This window comes from Kineosporiaceae bacterium SCSIO 59966 (assembly GCA_020881835.1).
GTDB lineage: Bacteria > Actinomycetota > Actinomycetes > Actinomycetales > SCSIO-59966 > SCSIO-59966.
Map to the genome: position 1 here is coordinate 1,556,942 of CP052876.1, position 22,099 is coordinate 1,579,040.

At 73.3% G+C, this 22,099-nt stretch carries 19 protein-coding genes; 14 read left to right on the plus strand and 5 right to left on the minus strand.

Annotated features, from left to right (window positions below; genetic code table 11):
* Positions 1-49 precede the first annotated feature (49 nt).
* From HJG43_07385 to HJG43_07405, 5 genes are all read left to right on the plus strand, one after another.
* Complete coding sequence (locus HJG43_07385) at positions 50-1,738, plus strand: ABC transporter substrate-binding protein (protein ID UER54388.1); 1,689 nt, start codon at positions 50-52, stop codon at positions 1,736-1,738.
* A 90-nt stretch (positions 1,739-1,828) separates the two neighbouring features.
* Entirely contained in the window at positions 1,829-2,851 is a 1,023-nt protein-coding gene (locus tag HJG43_07390; protein UER54389.1) for an ABC transporter permease, read from the plus strand.
* Positions 2,848-3,807 (plus strand): ABC transporter permease, encoded by a 960-nt coding sequence (locus tag HJG43_07395; GenBank protein ID UER54390.1) that lies wholly within the window; start codon positions 2,848-2,850, stop codon positions 3,805-3,807. Before HJG43_07390 ends, HJG43_07395 begins: the two co-directional genes overlap by 4 nt.
* A gap of 4 nt (positions 3,808-3,811) precedes the next feature.
* The gene (locus HJG43_07400) at positions 3,812-4,876 is read left to right on the plus strand and encodes an ABC transporter ATP-binding protein (GenBank protein ID UER54391.1); all 1,065 of its coding nucleotides are present in this window, start codon (positions 3,812-3,814) and stop codon (positions 4,874-4,876) included.
* A complete protein-coding gene (locus HJG43_07405; protein UER54392.1) occupies positions 4,873-6,006 on the plus strand; it encodes an ABC transporter ATP-binding protein in 1,134 nt (377 codons plus the stop codon). The genes HJG43_07400 and HJG43_07405 overlap by 4 nt, the downstream gene beginning before the upstream one ends.
* An 8-nt stretch (positions 6,007-6,014) precedes the next feature.
* On the opposite strand, the gene HJG43_07410 is transcribed toward HJG43_07405, so the two are convergent.
* Genes HJG43_07410 through HJG43_07420 form a run of 3 tightly spaced genes read right to left on the minus strand, consistent with a single transcriptional unit; the run spans position 6,015 to position 10,358 of the window.
* Positions 6,015-8,531 carry an ABC transporter permease gene (locus HJG43_07410; protein UER54393.1) on the minus strand — a complete coding sequence of 839 codons (2,517 nt, stop codon included), beginning with the start codon at positions 8,529-8,531 and terminating at the stop codon, positions 6,015-6,017.
* A complete protein-coding gene (locus tag HJG43_07415) occupies positions 8,528-9,337 on the minus strand; it encodes an ABC transporter ATP-binding protein (GenBank protein ID UER55803.1) in 810 nt (269 codons plus the stop codon). Before HJG43_07415 ends, HJG43_07410 begins: the two co-directional genes overlap by 4 nt.
* The gene (locus tag HJG43_07420) at positions 9,312-10,358 is read right to left on the minus strand and encodes a PD-(D/E)XK nuclease family protein (GenBank protein ID UER54394.1); all 1,047 of its coding nucleotides are present in this window, start codon (positions 10,356-10,358) and stop codon (positions 9,312-9,314) included. The genes HJG43_07415 and HJG43_07420 overlap by 26 nt, the downstream gene beginning before the upstream one ends.
* Between HJG43_07420 and HJG43_07425 the strand changes: the two genes are divergently transcribed.
* The 3 genes from HJG43_07425 (at position 10,267) to arc (ending at position 14,261) form a co-directional block, all read left to right on the plus strand.
* Positions 10,267-11,421, plus strand: coding sequence for a site-2 protease family protein (locus HJG43_07425; GenBank protein ID UER53200.1), 1,155 nt, complete (start codon positions 10,267-10,269; stop codon positions 11,419-11,421). The genes HJG43_07420 and HJG43_07425 overlap by 92 nt on opposite strands.
* Before the next feature lie 69 nt (positions 11,422-11,490).
* On the plus strand, positions 11,491-12,504 hold the full coding sequence (locus HJG43_07430; protein UER54395.1) for a tRNA (adenine-N1)-methyltransferase: 1,014 nt from the start codon (positions 11,491-11,493) through the stop codon (positions 12,502-12,504).
* Between the two features lie 8 nt (positions 12,505-12,512).
* Positions 12,513-14,261 (plus strand): proteasome ATPase, encoded by a 1,749-nt coding sequence (arc, locus tag HJG43_07435; GenBank protein ID UER54396.1) that lies wholly within the window; start codon positions 12,513-12,515, stop codon positions 14,259-14,261.
* Between the two features lie 30 nt (positions 14,262-14,291).
* Here the strand turns inward: arc and HJG43_07440 are convergent, their stop codons facing one another.
* Positions 14,292-14,708, minus strand: a complete 417-nt coding sequence (locus tag HJG43_07440; GenBank protein ID UER54397.1) for a DUF3054 domain-containing protein — start codon at positions 14,706-14,708, stop codon at positions 14,292-14,294.
* Between HJG43_07440 and HJG43_07445 the strand changes: the two genes are divergently transcribed.
* The 6 genes from HJG43_07445 (at position 14,707) to HJG43_07470 (ending at position 20,694) form a co-directional block, all read left to right on the plus strand.
* Positions 14,707-16,308, plus strand: coding sequence for a proteasome accessory factor PafA2 (locus tag HJG43_07445; protein UER54398.1), 1,602 nt, complete (start codon positions 14,707-14,709; stop codon positions 16,306-16,308). The genes HJG43_07440 and HJG43_07445 overlap by 2 nt on opposite strands.
* Before the next feature lie 50 nt (positions 16,309-16,358).
* Entirely contained in the window at positions 16,359-16,550 is a 192-nt protein-coding gene (locus HJG43_07450) for a ubiquitin-like protein Pup (protein UER54399.1), read from the plus strand.
* A 43-nt stretch (positions 16,551-16,593) separates the two neighbouring features.
* Positions 16,594-17,451, plus strand: coding sequence for a proteasome subunit beta (gene prcB, locus HJG43_07455; protein UER54400.1), 858 nt, complete (start codon positions 16,594-16,596; stop codon positions 17,449-17,451).
* Positions 17,448-18,278 (plus strand): proteasome subunit alpha, encoded by an 831-nt coding sequence (gene prcA / locus HJG43_07460; protein ID UER54401.1) that lies wholly within the window; start codon positions 17,448-17,450, stop codon positions 18,276-18,278. The genes prcB and prcA overlap by 4 nt, the downstream gene beginning before the upstream one ends.
* A gap of 53 nt (positions 18,279-18,331) precedes the next feature.
* The gene (gene pafA / locus HJG43_07465; protein UER54402.1) at positions 18,332-19,693 is read left to right on the plus strand and encodes a Pup--protein ligase; all 1,362 of its coding nucleotides are present in this window, start codon (positions 18,332-18,334) and stop codon (positions 19,691-19,693) included.
* Positions 19,694-19,785: 92 nt separating this feature from the next.
* Complete coding sequence (locus HJG43_07470; protein UER54403.1) at positions 19,786-20,694, plus strand: FKBP-type peptidyl-prolyl cis-trans isomerase; 909 nt, start codon at positions 19,786-19,788, stop codon at positions 20,692-20,694.
* Between the two features lie 224 nt (positions 20,695-20,918).
* Here the strand turns inward: HJG43_07470 and HJG43_07475 are convergent, their stop codons facing one another.
* A complete protein-coding gene (locus tag HJG43_07475) occupies positions 20,919-22,007 on the minus strand; it encodes a DUF3866 family protein (protein ID UER55804.1) in 1,089 nt (362 codons plus the stop codon).
* Positions 22,008-22,099 lie beyond the last annotated feature (92 nt).

Genomic DNA, 22,099 nt, shown 5'->3' on the forward strand with positions numbered 1-22,099 from the left:
ACCTGCCGGCGTCGACCTCGTCGTCGCCGCGGACCCGATGGAGTGAGACATGCGACGGAGCAGCCTGCGACGGCCGCTCGCCGTCATCGGTGCGGCCGCCCTGGCCGCGTCCCTGGCGGCGTGCGCCGAGAGCGAGCGCGACGACACCGGAAGCGACGGGGGCACCGCCGGCGAGGAGACCGCCAGCGGCGGCACCTTCGTCTTCGCGGCGTCCAGCGACCCGGTGATGCTGGACCCGGCCTTCGCCAGCGACGGCGAGACGTTCCGGGTGGCGCGGAACATCTTCGAGGGTCTGGTCGGCACCGAACCCGGCACCGCCGACCCCGCGCCGCTGCTCGCCGAGAGCTGGGAGACCAGCGAGGACGGCCTGAGCACCACGTTCCAGCTGCGTGAGGGTGTCACCTTCCACGACGGCACCGACTTCAACGCCGAGGCCGTCTGCGCCAACTTCGAGCGCTGGCACAACTGGACCGGCATCCTGCAGTCCCAGAACCTGTCGTACTACTACCAGTCGCTGTTCAAGGGCTTCGCCGAGAGCGACAACCCCGACCTCGTCGGCGGCATCTACGAGAGCTGCGAGGTGGGCTCGGACACCGAGGTCACCGTCAACCTCAACGAGCCGTTCGCCGGCTTCATCCCGGCGCTGTCGCTGCCGGCGTTCTCCATGCAGAGCCCCACCGCGATGCAGGAGTACGACGCGGACAACGTCTCGGGCACCGAGGACGACCCCCGGTTCTCCGCCTACGCGACCGAGCACCCGACCGGCACCGGCCCGTTCCAGTTCGAGAGCTGGGAGCGGGGCCAGCAGGTCACGCTGACCCGCTACGACGACTACTGGGGCGAGACGGCGAAGATCGACACCGCCATCATCCGCACCATCCCGGACGGCAACGCCCGGCTGCAGGCGCTGCGCAACGGTGACATCGACGGCTACGACCTCGTGGCCCCCGGTGACATCGAGGGCCTGGAGGCCGACGGGTTCACCGTGATGTCCCGCGACCCGTTCACGATCCTGTACCTGGGCTTCAACCAGGCCGTGCCGGAGCTCGCCGACATCCGCGTCCGTCAGGCCATCGCCCACGCCATCGACAAGGAGGCCGTCGTCTCCCAGTCGCTGCCCGAGGGCACCGAGATCGCGACCCAGTTCATCCCGCCCACCGTGGACGGCTGGAACCCCGACGTCCCGACCTACCCGTACGACCCCGAGCGGGCCCAGGAGCTGCTCGCCGAGGCCGGCGTGGAGGACCTGACGCTGCAGTTCAACTACCCGACCGACGTCTCCCGGCCGTACATGCCGACGCCGGAGGACACGTACACCGCCATCGCCTCCCAGCTGGAGGCCGCCGGTATCACGGTGGAGCCCGTCGCCGACCGCTGGAGCCCGGACTACCTCGACAAGATCCAGGGCTCGGCCGACCACGGCATCCACCTGCTCGGCTGGACCGGTGACTACAACGACACCGACAACTTCCTCGGCGTGTTCTTCGGCCAGCCGAGCAACGAGTGGGGCTTCGACAACCCCGAGCTGTTCGCCGCGCTGACCGAGGCCCGTGGGGTCGCCAGCCGCGACGAGCAGACCCCGCTGTACGAGGAGATCAACGCTCAGGTGATGGAGTTCCTCCCTGGTGTGCCGATTGCGCACCCGGCGCCGTCCCTGGCGTTCGCGCCGGAGGTCGAGGGCTACCAGCCCAGCCCCGTCAACGACGAGGTCTGGAACCTCATCACGATCAACGAGTAGCGGAGCCGACGACGGTGGCCCGGCGGGTGGTTCTGCCGCCGGGCCACCGCAGTCCCCGGTCCTGCTCGTCCGTCCTCAGGTGAGGCCCCGTTGCTGAGATTCGTCCTGCGCCGGCTGCTGCTGCTCGTGCCGGTGCTGCTCGGCCTCGTCGTCCTGCTGTTCCTCTGGCTGCGGGCCCTGCCCGGCGACCCTGCCCGGGCAATGCTCGGCCAGCGGGCGACGCCGGAGAGCATCGCCCAGGTGAACGCCCAGTACGGCTTCGACCGTCCGCTGCTCGAGCAGTTCGTCCGCTACACCGGGCAGCTCCTCCAGGGCAACTTCGGCTCCTCCACCCGGACCGGCGAGCCGGTGCTGGAGAGCTTCCTGCTGCGCTTCCCGGCGACGGTCGAGCTCGCCGTCGCCGCCCTGATCTTCGCCGTGCTGCTCGGCATCCCGCTCGGCTACTACGCCGCCCGCCACGCCGGCGGTCTCATCGACACCTTGGCCGTCTCCGGATCGCTGCTCGGCGTGTCCATCCCGGTGTTCTTCCTCGCCTACCTGCTCAAGCTGGTGTTCGCCGTCGGCGTGCCGCCGGTCGAGTTCCTCGGCGTGCTGCCCACCAGCGGCCGCCAGGACGTCCGGATCGACGCCACCCACATCACGAACTTCTACGTCCTCGACGGGTTGCTGACCAGAGAGTGGGACGCGGCGCTCGACGCGCTCGTCCACCTCGTCCTGCCCGGGATCGCACTCGGCACCATCCCGCTGGCGATCATCGTCCGGATCACCCGCGCCTCGGTGCTCGAGGTGCTCCACGAGGACTACGTGCGGACCGCGGAGGCGAAGGGCCTGACCCGCTCGCTCATCCGGCGCCGGCACGTGCTGCGCAACGCCCTGCTGCCGGTCGTCACCACCATCGGCCTGCAGGCCGGTCTGCTGTTCTCCGGAGCCGTGCTCACCGAGTCCGTGTTCGCCATCAACGGGATCGGGTCGTACCTCTTCCTGGCGATCGGCCAGCTCGACTACGCGGTGCTGCAGGGGTACATCCTGTTCATCGCCGTCGGGTACGCCCTCATCAACCTGCTCGTCGACCTCAGCTACGGCCTCATCGACCCCCGGGTGCGTGTGTCATGACGTCGATCCCCCCGGCCCAGACCGGTCCGTCCGAGCTCGGGCGTGGCGGTGCCCTCGGCGAGGTGCTCGGAGCGGTCAAGCACGACGACGAGCGCGGGGTCAGCCTGTGGCGGGGCGCCTTCCGGCGGCTGCGGCGCAACCCGTCGGCCATCATCGGCGCGTCGATCATGCTCGGGTTCGTCGTCATCGCGCTGGCGGCCCCGCTCATCGCCGGGTACGAGCCCGGACGGCCGCTGCCGAACAGCGGGATCACCCCGTCCTCGGTTCCCGGTCCGTCGCCGGAGCACCCCCTGGGCCTCGACTCCACCGGCGCCGACCTGCTGACCCAGATGGTGTACGGCGCCCGCCAGTCGCTCATCATCGGGGTGGTCTCCACCTCCATCGGCCTCACCGTCGGCGCGGTCCTGGGCATCCTGGCCGGAGGCGTCGGTGGAGCGGTCGACCTGGTCGTCATGCGGGTCGTCGACATCATGCTGTCGATCCCCAGCCTGCTTCTCGCGGTGAGCATCGCCGCCGTGCTCGGCCAGAGCCGGACGTCGGTGATGATCGCCATCGGGGTGGCCCAGGTCCCGATCTTCGCCCGGCTGCTGCGGGGGTCGCTGCTCCAGCAGCGCTCGGCCGACTACGTGCTCGCGGCGTTCTCCGTGGGGCTGCGCCGGCGCAGCGTGGTGATGAGCCACATGCTGCCGAACTCCCTCGGCCCCGTGATCGTGCAGGCGACCCTCATGCTGGCGACCGCCATCATCGAGGTCGCCGCGCTGTCCTACCTCGGACTCGGCGACCCGAACCCGAGCGTGGCCGAGTGGGGCCGGATGCTCGTCAAGGCCCAGCCCCGGCTGGAGTCCGACCCGCACCTCGCCCTGCTGCCCGGTATCGCGATCGCCGTCACCGCCTTCGGCTTCACGCTGTTCGGCGAGGCGCTGCGTGAGGCCCTCGACCCGAAGTTCCGGCGGTGACCTGATGTCCACCCAGACCACCCAGACCCGACCCGGCCTGCGCGGCAGCGACGCGCTGCTGGAGATCGAGGACCTCACCGTCACCTTCGGCGGCAGGGGCCGCTCGACGTTCCGGGCCGTCGACGGTGTCTCGTTCTCGGTCCGCCCCGGCGAGGTCGTCGGTCTCGTCGGCGAGTCCGGCAGCGGCAAGTCGGTGACCTCGCTGGCGGTCATGGGCCTGCTGCCACGGCGCGGCGTCGACGTCGGCGGCCAGGTCCTCTTCGAGGGCCGCGACGTGCTGCGGGCCTCGCCGAGAGAGCTCGCCGACCTGCGCGGCCGGGACATGGCGATGGTGTTCCAGGACCCGATGACCTCGCTCAACCCGGTCGTGCCGATCGGGACGCAGGTCACCGAGGTCCTCCTGCGGCACACCGACCTCGACCGCTCCGGCGCCCGGGAGGAGGCCGAGCAGCTGCTGCGCCGGGTCGGCATCCCCGACCCCGTCCGCCGGCTGGGGGAGTACCCGCACCAGCTCTCCGGGGGGATGCGCCAGCGCGCGCTCATCGCGATCGCGCTCGCCTGCAAGCCCAAGCTGCTCATCGCCGACGAGCCGACGACGGCGCTGGACGTCACGATCCAGGCGCAGGTGCTCGAGCTGCTGCGCCAGCTCGTGACGGAGACCGGCACCGCCATGATCATGATCACCCACGATCTCGGGGTGGTCGCCGGGCTGTGCGACCAGATCAACGTCATGTACGCGGGGCGCATCGTGGAGTCCGCCGAGCGCCGCGAGCTGTTCGCCTCGCCGCGGCACCGGTACACCGCGGGTCTGCTGGCCTCGATCCCGCGCATGGACGGCGCCCGGGGCGAGCCGCTGCGGCCGATCCCGGGATCACCCAACGACACCGTGCCGTGGTCCCAGGCGTGCGCGTTCGCACCGCGCTGCGAGGCCGCGGACGACGACTGCGTGCGCCCCGACCTGCCGCTCGACACCGACGAGGTCCACCCGGGGCACGTGGCCCGGTGCGTGCACCCGGTCCCGGTCGACGGTACCGAGCCCACCGTGCCGAGCCCCCAGGAGCACCCATGAGCACGACCACCGGCGCGCAGCCGGCCGCGACCGGGACGGGCGCCGGCTCGGACGACGTCCTGCTGCGGGTGCGGGACCTCGAGGTGCACTTCCCGATCCGCAAGGGCGTCGTGCTCGAGCGGACCGTCGGGGCGGTGCGGGCCGTGGACGGCGTCAGCCTCGACGTCCGCCGCGGTGAGACGTTCGGGCTCGTCGGCGAGTCCGGCTGCGGGAAGTCCACCCTCGGCCGGGCCGTGCTCCGGCTCGAGGAGCCCACCGCCGGCTCGGTGACGTTCGACGGCGTCGAGCTTCGGGACCTCAAGCCCGAGCAGATGCGGCGGATGCGGCGCCGGATGCAGATGGTGTTCCAGGACCCGATGGCCAGCCTGGACCCGCGGCAGAGCGTGCAGAGCATCCTCACCGAGCCGATGCGCCTGCACGGTGAGGGCAGTCGGCGTGACCACGAGGCGCGGGTACGCGAGCTGCTCGAGCTCGTCGGGCTCTCCCGCAACGCGGGCGCGAAGTTCCCGCACGAGTTCTCCGGCGGCCAGCGCCAGCGCATCGGCATCGCCCGGGCGATCGTGCTCAACCCGGAGCTCGTCGTCGCGGACGAGCCGGTCAGCGCCCTGGACGTCTCCGTGCAGGCGCAGGTCATCAACCTGCTGGAGGAGCTGCAGGACCGGCTCGGCCTGACCTACGTCGTCATCGCCCACGACCTGGCCGTGGTCCGGCACATCTCGGACCGGATCGGGGTGATGTACCTCGGGGTGCTCGTCGAGCAGGCCTCCAGCGACGACCTGTACACCGAGCCCCTGCACCCGTACACGCTGTCGCTGATGTCGGCGATCCCGGTGCCCGACCCCGAGGTCGAGGACCGGCGCGAGCGGATCCTGCTCACCGGTGACCTGCCGAGTCCGGCGAACCCGCCGTCCGGCTGCCGGTTCCACACCCGGTGCCCGTTCCGCCAGCCGACCCGCTGCCACGACGAGGTGCCCGCGCTGCGGGAGGTCCGGCCCGGGCACGCGGTCGCCTGCCACTGGGCCGAGGACATCCGGGCCGGGCGCATCCGGGCGGCCGAGTCGTCGCACGACCCGACCGCCCCGGGTGACGTCGTGGACCAGCGGGCGCCGGGCGCCGTCGACCACCCCTGACCCTGCGGCTACTCGGTGGCGATCGCCCGCAGCACGTCGAGCCGGACGGCGCGCACCGCGGGCAGCACGGCCGCGAGGACGCCGATCGCCCCACCCAGGACGAGCACCCCGCCGATCGTGGGCCAGGGCACCGCGAGCACCTCCAGGCCCTCGTCGGCCAGTGAACGCTGCAGGGACACCCCGAGGACGAGACCGAGGACGGCGCCCAGGACGGCACCGAGCAGGGCGGTGAGCACCGACTCGACGGTGACCATCCCGGCCAGCTGCCGCCGCTGCATGCCGACGGCCCGGAGCAACCCGATCTCGCGGGTGCGCTCGATCACGGACAGCGCGAGGGTGTTGACGATCCCCAGCACGGCGATCACCACCGACAGCGCGAGCAGCACGTAGATGAGCAGGAGCAGCTGCTCGGTGGCCTCGGCCTGCGCGGAGACGAACTCCTCGCGGTTCTGGACGGACACCACGACGTACGGGGCGACCACGTCGGTGACGGCGGCGGCGACCTCGGCGACGTCGCGGCCCGGCTCGGTGTTGACGTAGCCGAACAGCTCCGAGCGGTCTGCGGGCGGGACGGCCCGGTCGGCCAGGTCCCGAGGCAGCAGCACCGGGACCCCCACGGCCTGGTTGTCCTCGATCACGGCGCCGACGGTCAGCGGCTGCTCCCCGAGCGTCCCGACCTGCGCCGTGAGGGTGTCCCCGACGCCGACGTCGCGGTCCTCGGCGAAGGACGCGGACACCACGACCCGACCTTCCTGCAGGGCGGACAGCGTCCCGGCCACGGGCCGCACGCGCACGCTGTCGGCGAGGGGACCGGGGTCGGTGCCGGCGGCCAGGGTGCGCTCTCCGTCGACCGTCAGCGGGACGGCGGACAGCACGGCGACCGACTCGACGCCGTCGACGGCAGCGACCGCCTCGGTCAGCGCCGGCGGGAAGCCGGTGAACCCGCTGTTGAGGACGAGGTCGGCGGCGACCGCCTCCTCGACGATCGCCCGGGTCGAGGCGGTCGCCGACGCCGACAGCACGGTGATCCCGGTGACGAGGGTGATCCCGACCATGAGGGCACTGGCGGTGGTGGCGGTGCGCCGCGGGTTTCGCAGGGCGTTCCCGCGGGCCAGCCGGCCGACGGGGCCGCCGGTGACCGTGAACGGCACCGCGAGGACCCGCAGCACCGGCCGCGCGACGAGGGGCGCCGCTGTCGCGGTACCGAGGAACAGCAGCAGCGAGGCGACCGCGACCGTGACGCCGTCGCCGGACCCGGCGAGGGAGCGCCACAGCAGCCCCCCGCCGGCCACCAGGAGCGCCGCCCCCGCCAGGCCCCGGAGGCGCAGGCTCCGCTCGGGCAGGGCGACGTCGTCCCGCATCGCCGCCACGGGTGGGATCCGGGACGCTCGGACGGCGGGCGGCAACGCGGCGAGCACGGTCACCACCGTGCCGACCCCGACAGCAGCCACCACCGTGCGGGGCGCGACGACGAGCCCGCCGGCCAGGGACAGCCCGAACCGGCCCAGCACCGCCTGGAGACCGGCGGCCAGTCCGATCCCGGCGCCGAGACCCAGCACACCGCCGACCGCGCCGACGACGAGGGCCTCGACGGCCACCATCGTCACGACCTGCCGGGCCCCGGCCCCCACGGCGCGCAGCAGGGCCAGCTCACGGGTCCGCTGGGCGACGAGCATCGAGAACGTGTTGGCGATGAGGAACGCCCCGACGACGAGGCTGATCCCGGCGAACACGAGCAGGAACGTCGTGATGAACCCGAGCGCCTCGCGGACCGACTCGGTGTCCTCCTCACGCTGCTGGGCCCCCGTCACCGCCTCCGTGCCGGGGGGCAGCACGGCGGCCACCCGGTCCCGCAGGGCGACGGCGTCGGTACCCGGCTCGGCCCGTACCGAGAACGACGCGACGACGCCGTCGGGGGCGAGCAGGTCCCGTGCGCTGCCCGGTTCCAGGAACACCAGCGTGCTCCCGGGCACGGCGCTGAACCGCACCTCGGCGACCACGGTGACCGGCCGCACCTGGCCGCCCACGACGAGGGTGCTGCTGTCGCCGAGCCGCAGCCCGGAGGCGCCCAGGGTCTCCTCCTCGACGGCGATCTCGCCGGGGACGTCCGGCGCTGAGCCGGACACCAGCTCCAGCGCCGGGATGCCGTCGTTCCAGGCGAGGCCGAGGGTCGGGGCACCGCCGAGGCGGACGGCGGTGCCGTCCGCGCCCACGAGGACGGCCGCCCCGGCCAGGTCCGGCTCGGCCTGCCGGACGCCGTCGACCTCCTCGATGTCGGAGGCGAGGTCCAGCGGCAGCCGGCCGGTGACCTGGCCGCCGCCGGACGCGTCCGCGGGCTGCTCGGCTCGGACCACGACGTCGGTGCCCTGCGAGGACTGGTCGAGGAGGCCGGTGAAGGTCCGGTCCATCGTGTCGGTCAGCACGAACGTGCCGGCGACGAACGCCACGCCCAGCAGCACCGCCAACGCGGTCAGCAGGAAGCGGACGAGGTGGCCGCGGACCGAGCGGACCGCGACCCGGATCATCCGTCCCCGCCGGCGTCCGGCTCGGTGAGGCCGAGGAGCCGCTCGAGGACGGCCTCGGCGGTGGGCCGGCGCAGCTCGCCGACGACCCGGCCGTCGGCGAGGAACACGACCCGGTCGGCGTAGGCGGCCGCGGTCGGCTCGTGGGTGACCATGACGACGGTCTGCCCGAAGTCGTCGACGGACCGGCGCAGGAAACCGAGCACGTCCGCGCTGGCGCGTGAGTCGAGGTTGCCGGTCGGCTCGTCGGCGAACACGATCGCCGGCCGGCTCACCAGGGCCCGCGCGCAGGCAACCCGCTGCTGCTGGCCGCCGGACAGCTCCGTCGGCCGGTGGGTGAGCCGGTCCCGCAGACCGATGGTGTCGACGACCGTGTCGAACCACGCGCGGTCCACGGTGCGCCCGGCGATGTCGAGCGGCAGCGTGATGTTCTCCGCGGCGGTCAGGGTCGGCACGAGGTTGTAGGACTGGAAGACGAAGCCGATCCGGTCGCGCCGCAGCCGGGTCAGCGCAGCGTCCCGCAGCCGGGCCACCTCGACCCCGTCGACGACCACGCTGCCGGAGGTCGGACGGTCGAGGGCTGCCAGGCAGTGCATCAACGTCGACTTGCCCGAGCCGGACGGGCCCATGACCGCGGTCAGCTCACCGCGATGGAGGTCCAGGCTGACCCCGTCCAGGGCGCGGACCTGCGCCGGACCCTCCCCGTACACCTTGACGAGGTCGCGGGTGGCGGCGACCACCGTCGTCCCCGGCCGGTCGGCCGTGGCGGCGTGCCGGCCCACGTCAGGTCTCGTCCCGGCCGGGGGCAGGCACCCTGCCCGCCTCGGCCCCGCCGGCCCGGGCCACGGCGTCCGCCGGCGGCAAGGGCGGGGTCCCGCCGAACGCCGGGCACAGGGCCTGGTGGTGGCACCAGTCGCACAGCCGGCTCGGGGACGCCCGCCAGTCCCCGGTCCCCGCGGCGGTGCGGATCGCCTCCCACAGGGCACGGACCTTGCGCTCGGTGGCGCGCAGCTCGTGCTCCTGCGGGGAGTACCGGACGACCTCCCCGCTGCCCAGGTACACGAGCTGGAGCACCTGCGGGACGACGCCCCGGGTCCGCCACAGCACGAGGGCGTAGAACTTCATCTGGAACAGCGCCTTGGCGACGAACAGCTCCGAGGGGGCCCGCCCGGTCTTGTAGTCCACCACCCGGACCTCCCCGGTGGGGGCGACGTCGACCCGGTCCACGTAGCCGCGCAGGACGAGGCCGCCCTCCAGCTCGGTGCTCACGTACAGCTCCCGCTCGGCCGGCTCGAGCCTCGTCGGGTCCTCCAGGGCGAAGTACCGTTCGACGAGCTCACCGGCCTCGGCGAGCCAGGTGGCGAGCTCCTCGCCGCCGGTGAACATGGCCTCCAGCTCGGGGTCGCCGGCCCGCAGCTGCTGCCACTGCGGCTCCACGAGCGCCCGCGCGGCGCCCACGGTCCGTTCGGCAGCGGGCAGGTCGAACAGCCGCTCGAGCACCGAGTGCACGACGGTGCCGCGGACGGCCGCCGGACTGGGTGGCTCGGGCAGCCGGTCCACCACCCGGAACCGGTAGAGCAACGGGCACTGCATGAAGTCCGCCGCCCGGGACGGCGACAGCGAGGTCGGCGCCTCGCCGGCGGTGGGGGAGGTGACTGGCATGGACGACAGGCTAGGTCGCGCCGCCGACATGCGGTCACGAGACGCACCGGGGGGCAGGCGCCCGTAGGGTTGAGCGGTGAGCGCGGCAGGGCGGTTGACGCCGGAGGGTCTGCGGATCGGCACCCTGGCCGGGGTGCCGGTGCTCGTCGCCCGGTCCTGGCTGGTCATCGCCGCCGTCGTCACCTACCTGTTCGCCCCGACCGTCGCCGCCAGCGCACCGGGGCTGGGGGCGTGGTCCTACCTCGTCGCCTTCGGCTACGCCGTCCTCCTGCTGCTGTCGGTCCTCCTGCACGAGCTCGCCCACGCGGTCGCGGCCCGGTCCTTCGGGATGCCCGCCACCCACATCGTGATCAACCTGTGGGGCGGTCACACGCAGTTCGAGACGGACGCCGTCCGGCCGGGCCGCTCGTTCGTCATCGCCGTCGTCGGGCCCCTGGCGAACGCCGTCCTCGCCCTGCTCGCCGCGCCGCTGCTGCTCGCCGACCTGCCCGACGTCGCCCGCCTGCTGGTGTGGGCGTTCGTCCTCACCAACGGCGTCGTCGCCGTCTTCAACCTCGTGCCGGGGCTTCCGCTCGACGGCGGCCGGCTGCTCGAGGCCCTGGTCTGGAAGCTCACCTCGGACCGCACCACCGGGACGGTCGTCGCCGCCTGGGGCGGCCGACTGGTCGCCGCGGCCGTCATCGGGTGGGGGCTGCTGCCGCTGCTCAGCGGACGGATCGACCTCGTCCGAGTGGTCTGGGCGGTGCTCATCGGCGGGCTGCTGTGGTCCGGGGCCGGGCACGTGCTGCGCGGCGCGAGCATCCGCCGGCGTGCCCCCGAGGCCACCGTCCACCGGCTCGCGCGCCCGGCGGTGCCGCTGCCCGCGTCCGTGAGCGTGGCCGAGGCGCTCACCGCGGCGGGGGTCTCCCACCCCGCCGACCTGGGGCGCACCACCGTCCTCCTGCTCGACGAGACCGGTAAGCCGGTCGGTGTCCTGGACCCGGGCGCCGCCTCCCAGGTCCCGGCCGAGCGCCGCGGCGCCGCGCCGGCGTCCGCGGCCGCCCGCGCCTTCGCCGACGACGTCGTGCTCGACGTCCGGCTCGGCGGGGAGGAGCTGCTGCGGCTGCTGGGTACCCTGCGCGGTGAGGAGTGGCCGGTCCGCGACGAGGAGGGCCACTGGGTCGGCGTGCTGCGCGGCGGGGACGTCGTCGCCGCCCTCGTCGGCACCCGCCCGGCACGCCGCCGGCGCTGATCCTGGTTTGCCGCAGGCACCTTCTGGCGTCGGCGGCCACGGCCCCGGTGCCGCCTAGACTCGGCCTCCATGCCGACCGGAGCCGACGTCCGCCGCGGCCCGCTGCGCGCGGGGGAGCGGGTCCAGCTCACCGACCCCAAGGGACGTCTGCACACCATCACCCTGACCCCCGGCAGGGACTTCCACACCCACCGCGGGTCGTTCGCCCACGACGACCTCATCGGACGGCCCGAGGGCTGGGTGGTCACCGCCACGAACGGCACCGAGTACCTCGTGCTGCGTCCGCTGCTGTCGGACTACGTGCTGTCGATGCCCCGCGGCGCCGCCGTGGTCTACCCTAAGGACGCCGGCCAGGTCGTGCAGATGGGCGACGTGTTCCCCGGCGCCCGGGTGGTCGAGGCCGGCGTCGGGTCCGGTGCGCTGTCGATGTCGCTGCTGCGTGCCGTCGGGGACGAGGGGCACCTGCACTCCTTCGAGCGGCGCGCCGACTTCGCCGACATCGCCCGCGGCAACGTCGAGGCGTTCTTCGGGGGACCGCACCCGGCCTGGCAGGTCACGGTCGGGGACCTCGCCGAGGAGCTGCCGGCCGCCGAGGAGCCCGGCAGCGTCGACCGGGTCGTCCTGGACATGCTCGCCCCCTGGGACTGCCTGGACGCCGCGGCCGGCGCGCTGGCCCCCGGCGGCGTCCTCATCACCTACGTCGCCACCGTGACCCAGCTGTCCCGGCTGGCCGAGGACGTCCGCGCCGACGGTCGGTACACCGAGCCGGCCGCGTGGGAGTCGATGGTCCGCGGCTGGCACCTGGAGGGGCTGGCCGTACGGCCCGACCACCGGATGGTCGGGCACACCGGGTTCCTGCTCACCACCCGGCGGCTCGCCGAGGGGGTGCGGCCCCCGCAGCGGCGGCGGCGCCCCGCCAAGGCCGCGGTCGGGACGGACGGCGGGCTGCTCGCCGGGCAGTGGACCCCCGAGGACGTCGGGGAGCGGCCGGTCAGCGACAAGAAGCTCCGCCGGGTGCGGCGGGCGGTCACCCCGACGCCGCCCGGCGAGTCCAGCGCCCCACGGCAGGAGCCGGAGAGTTAGGCTCGAGCATGGCTCGAGAGCACGACGTCCCCAGGGAGAACAGCTCGGTGCTCGGCCGCCGGGTCGAGGCGCTCCAGGACGAGGTCGACGCCCTGCGTCGCCGTCTCGCCGAGAGCCCGGCGCGGGTGCGCGAGCTCGAGGACCGGCTGCGCGCCGTCCAGGCGGAGGCCCAGCAGCTCGCCGTCCGCAACGAGCGGCTCAGCCGGACGCTGACCGAGGCCCGCGACCAGATCGTCACCCTCAAGGAGGAGGTCGACCGGCTCGCCCAGCCCCCGAGCGGCTACGCCACCTTCCTCGCGGCGCACGACGACGGCACCGTCGACGTCGTGCAGTCCGGCCGCAAGATGCGGGTCGCGGTGAGCCCGGCCGTCGACGTCGAGTCGCTCGGCACCGGCCAGGAGGTGATGCTCAACGAGGCGCTCAACGTCGTCCGGGCGGCCGCCTTCGAGCGCACCGGCGAGATCGTCACCCTCAAGGAGGTGCTCGACGACGGCCGGGCCCTCGTCGTCGCCCACGCCGACGAGGAGCGGGTCGTGCGGCTGGCCGCGCCGCTGCTCGAGCAGCGGTTGCGGGTCGGTGACGCGCTCACAGTGGACGCCCGCGCCGGGTACGCCTACGAGAAGGTGCCCAAGGCCGAGGTCGAGGAGCTCGTGCTCGAGGAGGTCCCCGACATCGAGTACACCGACATCGGCGGTCTGGGCAGCCAGATCGAGCAGATCCGGGACGCCGTCGAGCTGCCGTTCGCCCACCCGGAGCTGTACCGCGAGCACGGCCTCAAGGCACCCAAGGGCGTGCTGCTGTACGGCCCGCCCGGCTGCGGCAAGACGCTCATCGCCAAGGCCGTCGCGCACTCGCTGGCCAAGCAGGCCGCCGACCGGCTGGGGCTGAAGGAGGCGAAGAGCTACTTCCTCAACATCAAGGGTCCCGAGCTGCTCAACAAGTACGTCGGGGAGACCGAGCGGCACATCCGGCTGATCTTCGCCCGGGCCCGGGAGAAGGCCTCCGAGGGCACCCCGGTCGTCGTGTTCTTCGACGAGATGGAGTCGCTGTTCCGCACCCGCGGGTCCGGGGTGTCCTCCGACGTCGAGACGACGATCGTCCCGCAGCTGCTCGCCGAGATCGACGGCGTGGAGCGGCTGGAGAACGTCATCGTCATCGGCGCCTCCAACCGGGAGGACATGATCGACCCGGCGATCCTGCGTCCCGGCCGGCTCGACGTGAAGATCAAGATCCAGCGGCCGGACGCCGAGAGCGCCCGTGAGATCTTCAGCAAGTACCTGACCCCCGAGCTGCCCTTGCACCCCGACGACCTCGCCGAGCACGGCGGCTCGGTGCAGGCCACCGTTGACGCCATGATCCAGGCCACCGTGGAGCGGATGTACGCCGAGAGCGAGGAGAACCAGTTCCTCGAGGTCACCTATGCCAACGGCGACAAGGAGATCCTGTTCTTCAAGGACTTCAACTCCGGGGCGATGATCCAGAACATCGTCGACCGGGCGAAGAAGCAGGCGATCAAGCAGTTCCTCGCCACCGGGCAGAAGGGCCTGTCGGTGGACCACCTGCTGACCGCGTGCGTCGAGGAGTTCAAGGAGAACGAGGACCTGCCGAACACCACCAACCCCGACGACTGGGCCCGGATCTCCGGCAAGAAGGGCGAGCGGATCGTCTACATCCGCACGATCATCCAGGGCAAGGACGGCACGAAGGGCCCCGGGCGGTCCATCGAGTCGGTCAACGGCACCGGCCAGTACCTCTAGCCGCCGGCACCGAGGCCTGTTCGCCGACGCCTACGGCCTCACGCCGGGCGAGCGGCTGGCTCGCGACCTCATGGTCTGAGCGAGCGCCCGCCAGCCCAGCATCAGCACCCCGAGCGTGACGACCGCCACGACGACGAAGGGCGCTGCCGTGCCGTCGCCGCCCGCGCGCCGCAGCAGCAGGCCGGCGCCCACGGTGACCAGCCAGACGGGGACGCCGGTCCGCAGCACGGCGTCCGGCGCCCGCCACGCCCGCGCCACGAGCCAGCCCAGGGCGGCCGCCACCAGGAACGGCCAGGCGACCTGCGCCGTCCCGGCGAGGTCCAGGCCTTCGGCGTGGGTGCGGCGTCCGGCGACGACGAAACCGACCACCGCGAGGACGTCGAGAGCGGCGGCGGGACGGGGACGCACCCGAGCCACCATAGGGCGGCACCCGTAGGGTCGCCGCATGACCGTGCGACGGGTGATGGGTATCGAGACCGAGTACGGCGTGTCCAGCCCGGGCCGGCCCGAGGCCAACCCGATGGTCCTGTCCAGCCAGGTCGTCCACGCCTACGCCGAGCCGCTCGGCGTCCGGGCCGGCCGGGCCCGGTGGGACTACGAGGACGAGGCCCCGCTGCGGGACGCTCGCGGCTGGGAGCTGACCCGCGGCCAGGCCGACCCCACCCAGCTCACCGACGCCCCCCGGTTCGCCGACCAGGCCCGCCGCGCCGGCCTCGGCGAGCTGGTCGACGAGGTCGAGGACCCGGCGCTGGCCAACGTCGTCCTGACGAACGGCGCCCGGCTCTACGTCGACCACGCCCACCCCGAGTACTCCAGCCCGGAGGTCGTCGGCCCCCGGGACGCCGTCCGCTGGGACAAGGCGGGGGAACGGGTGATGCTGGCGGCGGTCCGCCGGATCGCCGCGACACCGGGGCTCGGGCCGGTCAACCTCTACAAGAACAACACCGACAACAAGGGCGCCTCCTACGGCACCCACGAGAACTACCTCATGAACCGGGCGACACCGTTCCCCGACATCGTCCGCGGCCTGATCCCGTTCTTCGTCAGCCGTCAGGTCGTCACCGGCGCCGGCCGGGTCGGGATCGGTCAGGACGGCGCGCGCGAGGGGTTCCAGATCAGCCAGCGGGCCGACTTCTTCGAGGTCGAGGTGGGCCTGGAGACGACGCTGAAACGCCCCCTGGTCAACACCCGGGACGAGCCGCACGCCCACGCCGACCGGTACCGCCGGCTGCACGTGATCATCGGGGACGCCAACCTCAGCGAGATCTCCACCTACCTCAAGGTCGGGACGACGGCGCTCGTCCTCGACCTCATCGAGGCCCGGGCGCTGCCCGACCTCACCGTCGAGACGCCGGTCGCCGCGCTGCACGCGGTGAGTCACGACCCGACCCTGCGCGAGCTGGTGACCCTGCACGACGGCACCCGGCTGACCGCCGTCCAGCTGCAGTGGCGGTACCTGGAGGCGGCGCGCGCCTGGGTCGACCGCCAGGGGGGGACCGACCCGGAGACGGTCGACGTCCTCGAGCGCTGGGAGAGCGTGCTGACCCGGCTGGAGCGGGACCCGATGGACCTCGCCGGTGAGCTGGACTGGGTGGCCAAGCTCCGGCTGCTGCAGGGCTTCCGGGACCGGGAGGGGCTGGACTGGGGCTCCTCCCGGCTGCAGCTCATCGACCTGCAGTACACCGACGTCCGGCCGGAGAAGGGGCTGTACCACCGGCTGGTCGCCCGGGGCGCGATGCAGCGGCTGCTCACGGACGAGGAGGTGGACGCCGCCGTCAGCGAGCCGCCGGAGGACACCCGCGCCTGGTTCCGCGGACAGTGCCTGGCCCGGTTCGGGGCGGACGTCGCGGCGGCGAGCTGGGACTCGGTCATCTTCGACCTGCCCGGCCGCGGTCCCCTGCAGCGGGTCCCGATGCTCGAGCCGACCCGCGGCACCCGGGAGCACGTCGGCGCGCTGTTCGAGCGCGTCGGCTCGGCGAGCGAGCTCGTCGAGGCGCTGCGCGGTGCACCGGCGGGTGGGCCGTCGTCCTCACCGGAAGATGCCTAGGATCGGAGCCGGGCGGGGGATCCGACCCCCGGCGACGGAGGAGGCTGGCGATGGCGGGTCAGGAGCACAAGCGACCGACACGGCGAGACGACAGCGAGCCCGACGACGCCCCCGGCCCGGCCGCTCCCGCGGCCCAGACCCGGGACGACGACATCGACGCGCTGCTCGACGAGATCGACGACACCCTGGAGACCAACTCCGAGGAGTTCGTCCGCACGTTCGTGCAGAAGGGCGGGCAGTGAGCCGGGCCGCGGCGTCGTCGGTGCCCGTCGCTAGGGTCACGGCGTGACCACCGACGCGCACACCGGACGACTGCCGTCCGCGTTCACCACGCCCGGCTCGTCGTCGTTCTCGGAGTTCCTCTCGACGCACGCCCCGGACCTGCTGCCGGGCCGGCGCAGCCTGCCGCCCGGCGCCGCACCGGACAGCCCTCACGGCACGACGATCGTCGCGCTGACGTTCCCGGGCGGGGTCGTCATGGCCGGCGACCGGCGGGCGACGATGGGCAACTACATCGCGAACCGGGAGATCGAGAAGGTGTTCCCCGCGGACACGTACTCGTGCGTCGGGATCGCGGGGACCGCCGGGATCGCGGTGGAGATGGTCCGGCTGTTCCAGGTCGAGCTCGAGCACTACGAGAAGATCGAGGGGGCCCTGCTCAGCCTCGACGGCAAGGCGAACCGGCTGGCGGCGATGATCCGCGGCAACCTCGGGCTGGCCATGCAGGGGATGGCCGTCGTCCCGTTGTTCGCCGGCTACGACCTGGACCGCCAGGTCGGCCGGATCTTCAGCTACGACGTCACCGGCGGGCGCTACGAGGAGCGCGACCACCACAGCGTCGGCTCCGGCTCGGTGTTCGCCCGGGGCGCGCTGAAGAAGCTGTGGCGGCCCGGGCTGGACGCCGCCGACGCCGTCCGGGTCGCCGTCGGCGCCCTCTACGACGCCGCGGACGACGACTCGGCGACCGGTGGCCCTGACCTCGAGCGCCGGATCTGGCCCGTCGTCGCCACGGTCACCGCGGAGGGCTACCAGCGCCTGGACGACGACCGGCTCGCCGGGGTGGTCCGCCAGGTGATCGCCGAGCGCCGGGACGGACGCTCCGGTGGGGAGCCGAGCGCCGGGGCCGGGGGTGCCGACCGATGAGCATGCCGTTCTACGTCTCGCCCGAGCAGCTCATGAAGGACCGGGCGGACTACGCCCGCAAGGGCATCGCCCGCGGCCGGTCCGTCGTCGTCGTCCAGTACGACGGCGGCATCGCCTTCGTCGCCGAGAACCCCTCCCGGGCGCTGCACAAGATCAGCGAGATCTACGACCGGATCGCCTTCGCCGCCGTCGGCAAGTACAACGAGTTCGAGAACCTGCGGGTCGCCGGCGTCCGCTACGCCGACCTGCGCGGCTACTCCTACGACCGCATCGACGTCACCGCCCGGGGCCTGGCCAACGCCTACGCCCAGACCCTCGGCACGGTGTTCACCACCGAGTCCAAGCCGCTGGAGGTGGAGATCGTCGTCGCTGAGGTCGGCGACTCGAGCGACACCGACCAGATCTACCGGCTCACCTACGACGGGTCGGTCGCCGACGAGCGGGGGGTCGTCGTCATGGGCGGCCAGGCCGAGCAGGTCGCACCCGCCGCCCGGGAGCGGTGGCGCCCGGGCATGACGCTCGCCGACGCGCTGCAGACCGCCGTCGCGGCTCTCGCCGCCGACCCCGGCGGCGGCGCGCCCCGGGAGCTCCCGGAGTCCCAGCTGGAGGTCGCCGTCCTGGACCGGCGCCGCCCGCGCCGCGCCTTCCGGCGGATCTCCGGCCGGCTGCTCACCGAGCTGCTCTCACCCGACACGAGCACGACCGACGTCCCGGTCACCGATCCCGTCAGGCCAGGGCTGCACGACACGCTGACTGGCGACCCCGGCGGCGGGTCCGGCACCCCGGACGGCGGGCACCCGGGACTACCCGACGACGAACCCCGCTAGACGCACCGGGGCACCGGGCCTCCGCCGGCGCCGGGGCGACGTAGTGTGAGGTCATGGAGCGGCGGATCTTCGGCCTGGAGACGGAGTTCGGGGTCACCTGTGCCGCCAACGGGCAGCGGCGGCTGTCCGCCGACGAGGTGGCCCGGTACCTCTTCCGCAAGGTCGTGTCCTGGGGCCGGTCCAGCAACGTGTTCCTGCGCAACGGGGCCCGCCTCTACCTCGACGTCGGCTCGCACCCGGAGTACGCCACCCCCGAGTGCGACGACGTCCGCCAGCTCGTCGTCCACGACCGGGCCGGAGAGCGCATCCTCGAGGGCCTCATGGTCGACGCCGAACGGCGACTGTCCGACGAGGGGATCGACGGGGAGGTCTTCCTCTTCAAGAACAACACTGACAGCGCCGGCAACTCCTACGGCTGCCACGAGAACTACCTGATCGCCCGGCACGGGGAGTTCAGCCGGCTGTCCGACGTCCTCATCCCGTTCCTGGTCACCCGCCAGCTCCTCGTCGGCGCCGGCAAGGTGCTGCAGACCCCGCGCGGAGCCGTGTACACGCTGTCCCAGCGGGCCGACCACATCTGGGAGGGCGTCTCCAGCGCCACCACGAGGTCGCGACCGATCATCAACACCCGGGACGAGCCGCACGCCGACGCCGAGCGGTACCGCCGCCTGCACGTCATCGTCGGGGACTCCAACATGTCCGAGACGACGACGCTGCTCAAGGTCGGCGCGGCCCACCTCGTGCTGCAGATGGTCGAGGCGGGCGTCGGCATCCGGGACCTGTCGCTGGAGAACCCGATCCGCGCCATCCGGGAGATCAGCTACGACCCCACCGGGCGTCGTCCGCTGCGGCTGGCCAACGGCCGGGAGGCCTCCGCGCTGGAGATCCAGGAGGAGTACCTCGAGCGGGCCAAGGCGTTCGTCGACTCCACCGGGGCGCCGTCCGAGACGACCAAGCGGGTGCTCGACCTGTGGGAGCGGGGTCTGCGGGCGGTTCGCGAGGGCGACCTGTCCCTGGTCGAGCGGGAGCTCGACTGGGTCATCAAGCGCCGGCTGCTCGAGCGGTACATGGGCCGCCACAACCTGCCGCTGTCGAGTCCCCGGATCGCCCGGCTGGACCTGGCCTACCACGACATCTCCCGCCGGCGCGGCCTGTACAACCTGCTGGCCGCCAAGGGCATGGTCGAGCGGGTGACCAGCGACATCGAGGTCTTCGAGGCCACCGCCGTGCCGCCGCAGACCACCCGGGCCCGGCTACGCGGTGACTTCGTCCGGCACGCCCAGGAGCGGCGGCGCGACTTCACCGTCGACTGGGTACACCTCAAGCTCAACGACCAGGCGCAGCGGACCGTGCTGTGCAAGGACCCGTTCCGTTCGGTGGACGAGCGCGTGGACCGGCTGATCGCCGGGATGTGACCCCTGCGCCGGCAGGCCCAGGGCCCGAGTTAGGGTGCCGTGTCCGGACCGGTGCTCTCGCTGCCGGCAGACCCCGATCCCGAAGGCTCCTCGTGCGTCGACTCCTGGTTCTGCTCCTGCTGCCCGTGCTGCTGCTGGCCGGCTGCGCCGGCGGTGACGACTCCGCCACCCCGGACGGGACGGGCGCCGCCGCCCTCGCGGACGTCACCGTGACGGGGGAGGAGGGCGAGAAGCCGTCGGTGGAGTTCGAGGCGCCGCTGACCCTGGAGGACGCCGCGGCGACCGTGGTGACCGAGGGGGACGGCGCCGCCGTGGAGGAGGGCCAGCAGGTCCGCGCGCACCTCGTCACCTACGACGGGGCCACCGGGCAGGAGCTCGAGAGCAGCTGGGAGCAGGAGTCCCCGGTCGGCTTCCCGATGGACAGCACCCAGATCAACCCGGCGCTGTACGAGGGCATCCTCGGCGCGGCCGTCGGCAGCCGGCTGCTCATCGGTGTTCCGCCGCAGGCCGAGGGCACCAGCACCGCCCTCGTCGTCCTCGACGTCCTCGACGCTCGCGTCGTCCCGACCCGCGCCCAGGGGGAGCCGGTCACCCCGCCCGAGGGCCTGCCGACGGTGACCCTGGCCGACGACGGGGCGCCGACGATCACCATCCCGGACGCCGAGCCGCCGACGGACCTCGTCATCCAGCAGCTGATCACCGGGGAGGGGCCGCTCGTCGAGCAGGGTCAGCGCATCACCGTGCAGTACACGGGTGTGACGTGGCCCGGCGGCGAGGTGTTCGACTCCACCTGGGAGAACGGCCGGACCGCCCAGTTCGCCATCGGGGTCGGCCAGGTCATCCCCGGCTGGGACACCGGGCTGGTGGGTCAGCCGGTCGGCAGCCAGGTCCTGCTCGTCATCCCGCCGGATCAGGGCTACGGCCCGGAGGGCCAGCCCGACGCGGGCATCGAGGGCACCGACACGCTCGTCTTCGTCGTCGACATCCTCGACGCGTACTGACCCTCAAGCGAACCGCTGTTCGTGATCATGCAATCCCGCCACCCTGCCCTCACCCACCCCCACTCGCAGAATGCTGGGTTGGCGGCACGACACGCCGACAAACCCGTGCCAGGGGCAGCATTCTGTGGGTTCGGGGTGGCGGGATTGCATGATCACGGGGAGGGCGCGGGGGTGGCGGGATTGCATGATCACGGGGAGGGTGCGGGGGTGGCGGGATTGCATGATCACCGAGTGAGGTGGGCGGCGTGGCGGCCGGCGGCTGCGGCGCTGAGGAAGGCCGGCTCGTCCTCGTCCAGCCCGCGGCCCATCGTCGACAGGCTCACCCCGGTCGCCGGCCGGACGGCGTCCAGCGCCGCGCGCAGCCCTTCGGTGCCGACCTCGACCAGTCGGTGTCGACCGCGCGGCACGCCGAGCGCGGCGGCCTGCTCCCGGACCGTGGCACCAAGGGGTCCGTCCAGCGCCGGGACGACGACGTCCGCCGGGGCGAGGGCGACCCTGCCGTAGGCGGTCAGCGAGTGGTGGGACACCCCGTGGTGCCGCCCCCGCGGGTCGGCCCCGGAGACCCGCAGGGACGCCACCGGGCGGCCACCGAGCACGGCGGCGGCGTTGACCGCCTCCCCGGCGGCGACCCCGGAGAAGCCCCACCGGGTGCCGCTGCCGAGGTTGCCGGGGCCCTGAGCCACGACGACCACGTCGGCGCCGAGCACGTGCCGGGCGGCCAGCAGACCGGTGTGCACGGTGACCGCCTCGAGGTCCCCGCCGAACGCCTGGCCGACGGTCACGCAGCCGCTCAGCCAGCCGGCGTCCCGCAGCCCCGCCACGGTGCGGGAGAACCACGCCGGCAGCGCTGCGCCGTCCGTCATGACGTAGGCCACCCGCAGCCCCGGGTCGACGTCCCGGACGCCGGCCAGCACCGCTGGCAGCGCCGAGTGCAGGTCGGCGACGACGACCGGGGCGCCGGCCAGGTCGTCCGCCGCCGCCATCAGCGCGTGGTGCTCCGACTCCTGCTCGTCGACGCCGAGCACCATCGCCTGCAACGGGGTGTAGCGCGCCTTGACGAGGTGCCCCGGCCCGTCCGGCGGGTCGGCGGGCAGCCGGTCGGGCACCGCGACGACGAGCGCGAACCCGCCGGTGCCCAGTCCTCGGGCCTGGGCGGAGGTGTTGAGCAGCACCCGGTCCCCGGGCTGCGGCGTGCCCACCAGCGCGGGGTAGGCGAGCGCCCGGGTGACAGCGGCCTCGACGAGGACGTCGAGCTCGACGGCTCCGTGCCACCGGCGCACCACACCGACGACGCGGCCGTCCCGCCAGCGCACCGCACCCACCGGGGCAGCCGGTTCGCCGGAGCCGGCGCCGGAGCCGTCGCCGGCGCCAGCGGCCGTGCCCGCGTGAGAGTCGGACTCGGAGC

Excerpts from the sequence above, each read along its gene's own strand:
- HJG43_07385 (UER54388.1), top strand. The coding sequence starts at position 50 with ATGCGACGGAGCAGCCTGCGACGGCCGCTCGCCGTCATCGGTGCGGCC.
- HJG43_07395 (UER54390.1), top strand. The coding sequence starts at position 2,848 with ATGACGTCGATCCCCCCGGCCCAGACCGGTCCGTCCGAGCTCGGGCGT.
- HJG43_07400 (UER54391.1), top strand. The coding sequence starts at position 3,812 with ATGTCCACCCAGACCACCCAGACCCGACCCGGCCTGCGCGGCAGCGAC.
- HJG43_07405 (UER54392.1), top strand. The coding sequence starts at position 4,873 with ATGAGCACGACCACCGGCGCGCAGCCGGCCGCGACCGGGACGGGCGCC.
- HJG43_07410 (UER54393.1), bottom strand. The coding sequence starts at position 8,531 with ATGATCCGGGTCGCGGTCCGCTCGGTCCGCGGCCACCTCGTCCGCTTC.
- HJG43_07420 (UER54394.1), bottom strand. The coding sequence starts at position 10,358 with ATGACCAGCCAGGACCGGGCGACGAGCACCGGCACCCCGGCCAGGGTG.
- HJG43_07430 (UER54395.1), top strand. The coding sequence starts at position 11,491 with ATGCCGACCGGAGCCGACGTCCGCCGCGGCCCGCTGCGCGCGGGGGAG.
- arc (UER54396.1), top strand. The coding sequence starts at position 12,513 with ATGGCTCGAGAGCACGACGTCCCCAGGGAGAACAGCTCGGTGCTCGGC.
- HJG43_07445 (UER54398.1), top strand. The coding sequence starts at position 14,707 with ATGACCGTGCGACGGGTGATGGGTATCGAGACCGAGTACGGCGTGTCC.
- HJG43_07440 (UER54397.1), bottom strand. The coding sequence starts at position 14,708 with ATGCGGCGACCCTACGGGTGCCGCCCTATGGTGGCTCGGGTGCGTCCC.
- HJG43_07450 (UER54399.1), top strand. The coding sequence starts at position 16,359 with ATGGCGGGTCAGGAGCACAAGCGACCGACACGGCGAGACGACAGCGAG.
- prcA (UER54401.1), top strand. The coding sequence starts at position 17,448 with ATGAGCATGCCGTTCTACGTCTCGCCCGAGCAGCTCATGAAGGACCGG.
- pafA (UER54402.1), top strand. The coding sequence starts at position 18,332 with ATGGAGCGGCGGATCTTCGGCCTGGAGACGGAGTTCGGGGTCACCTGT.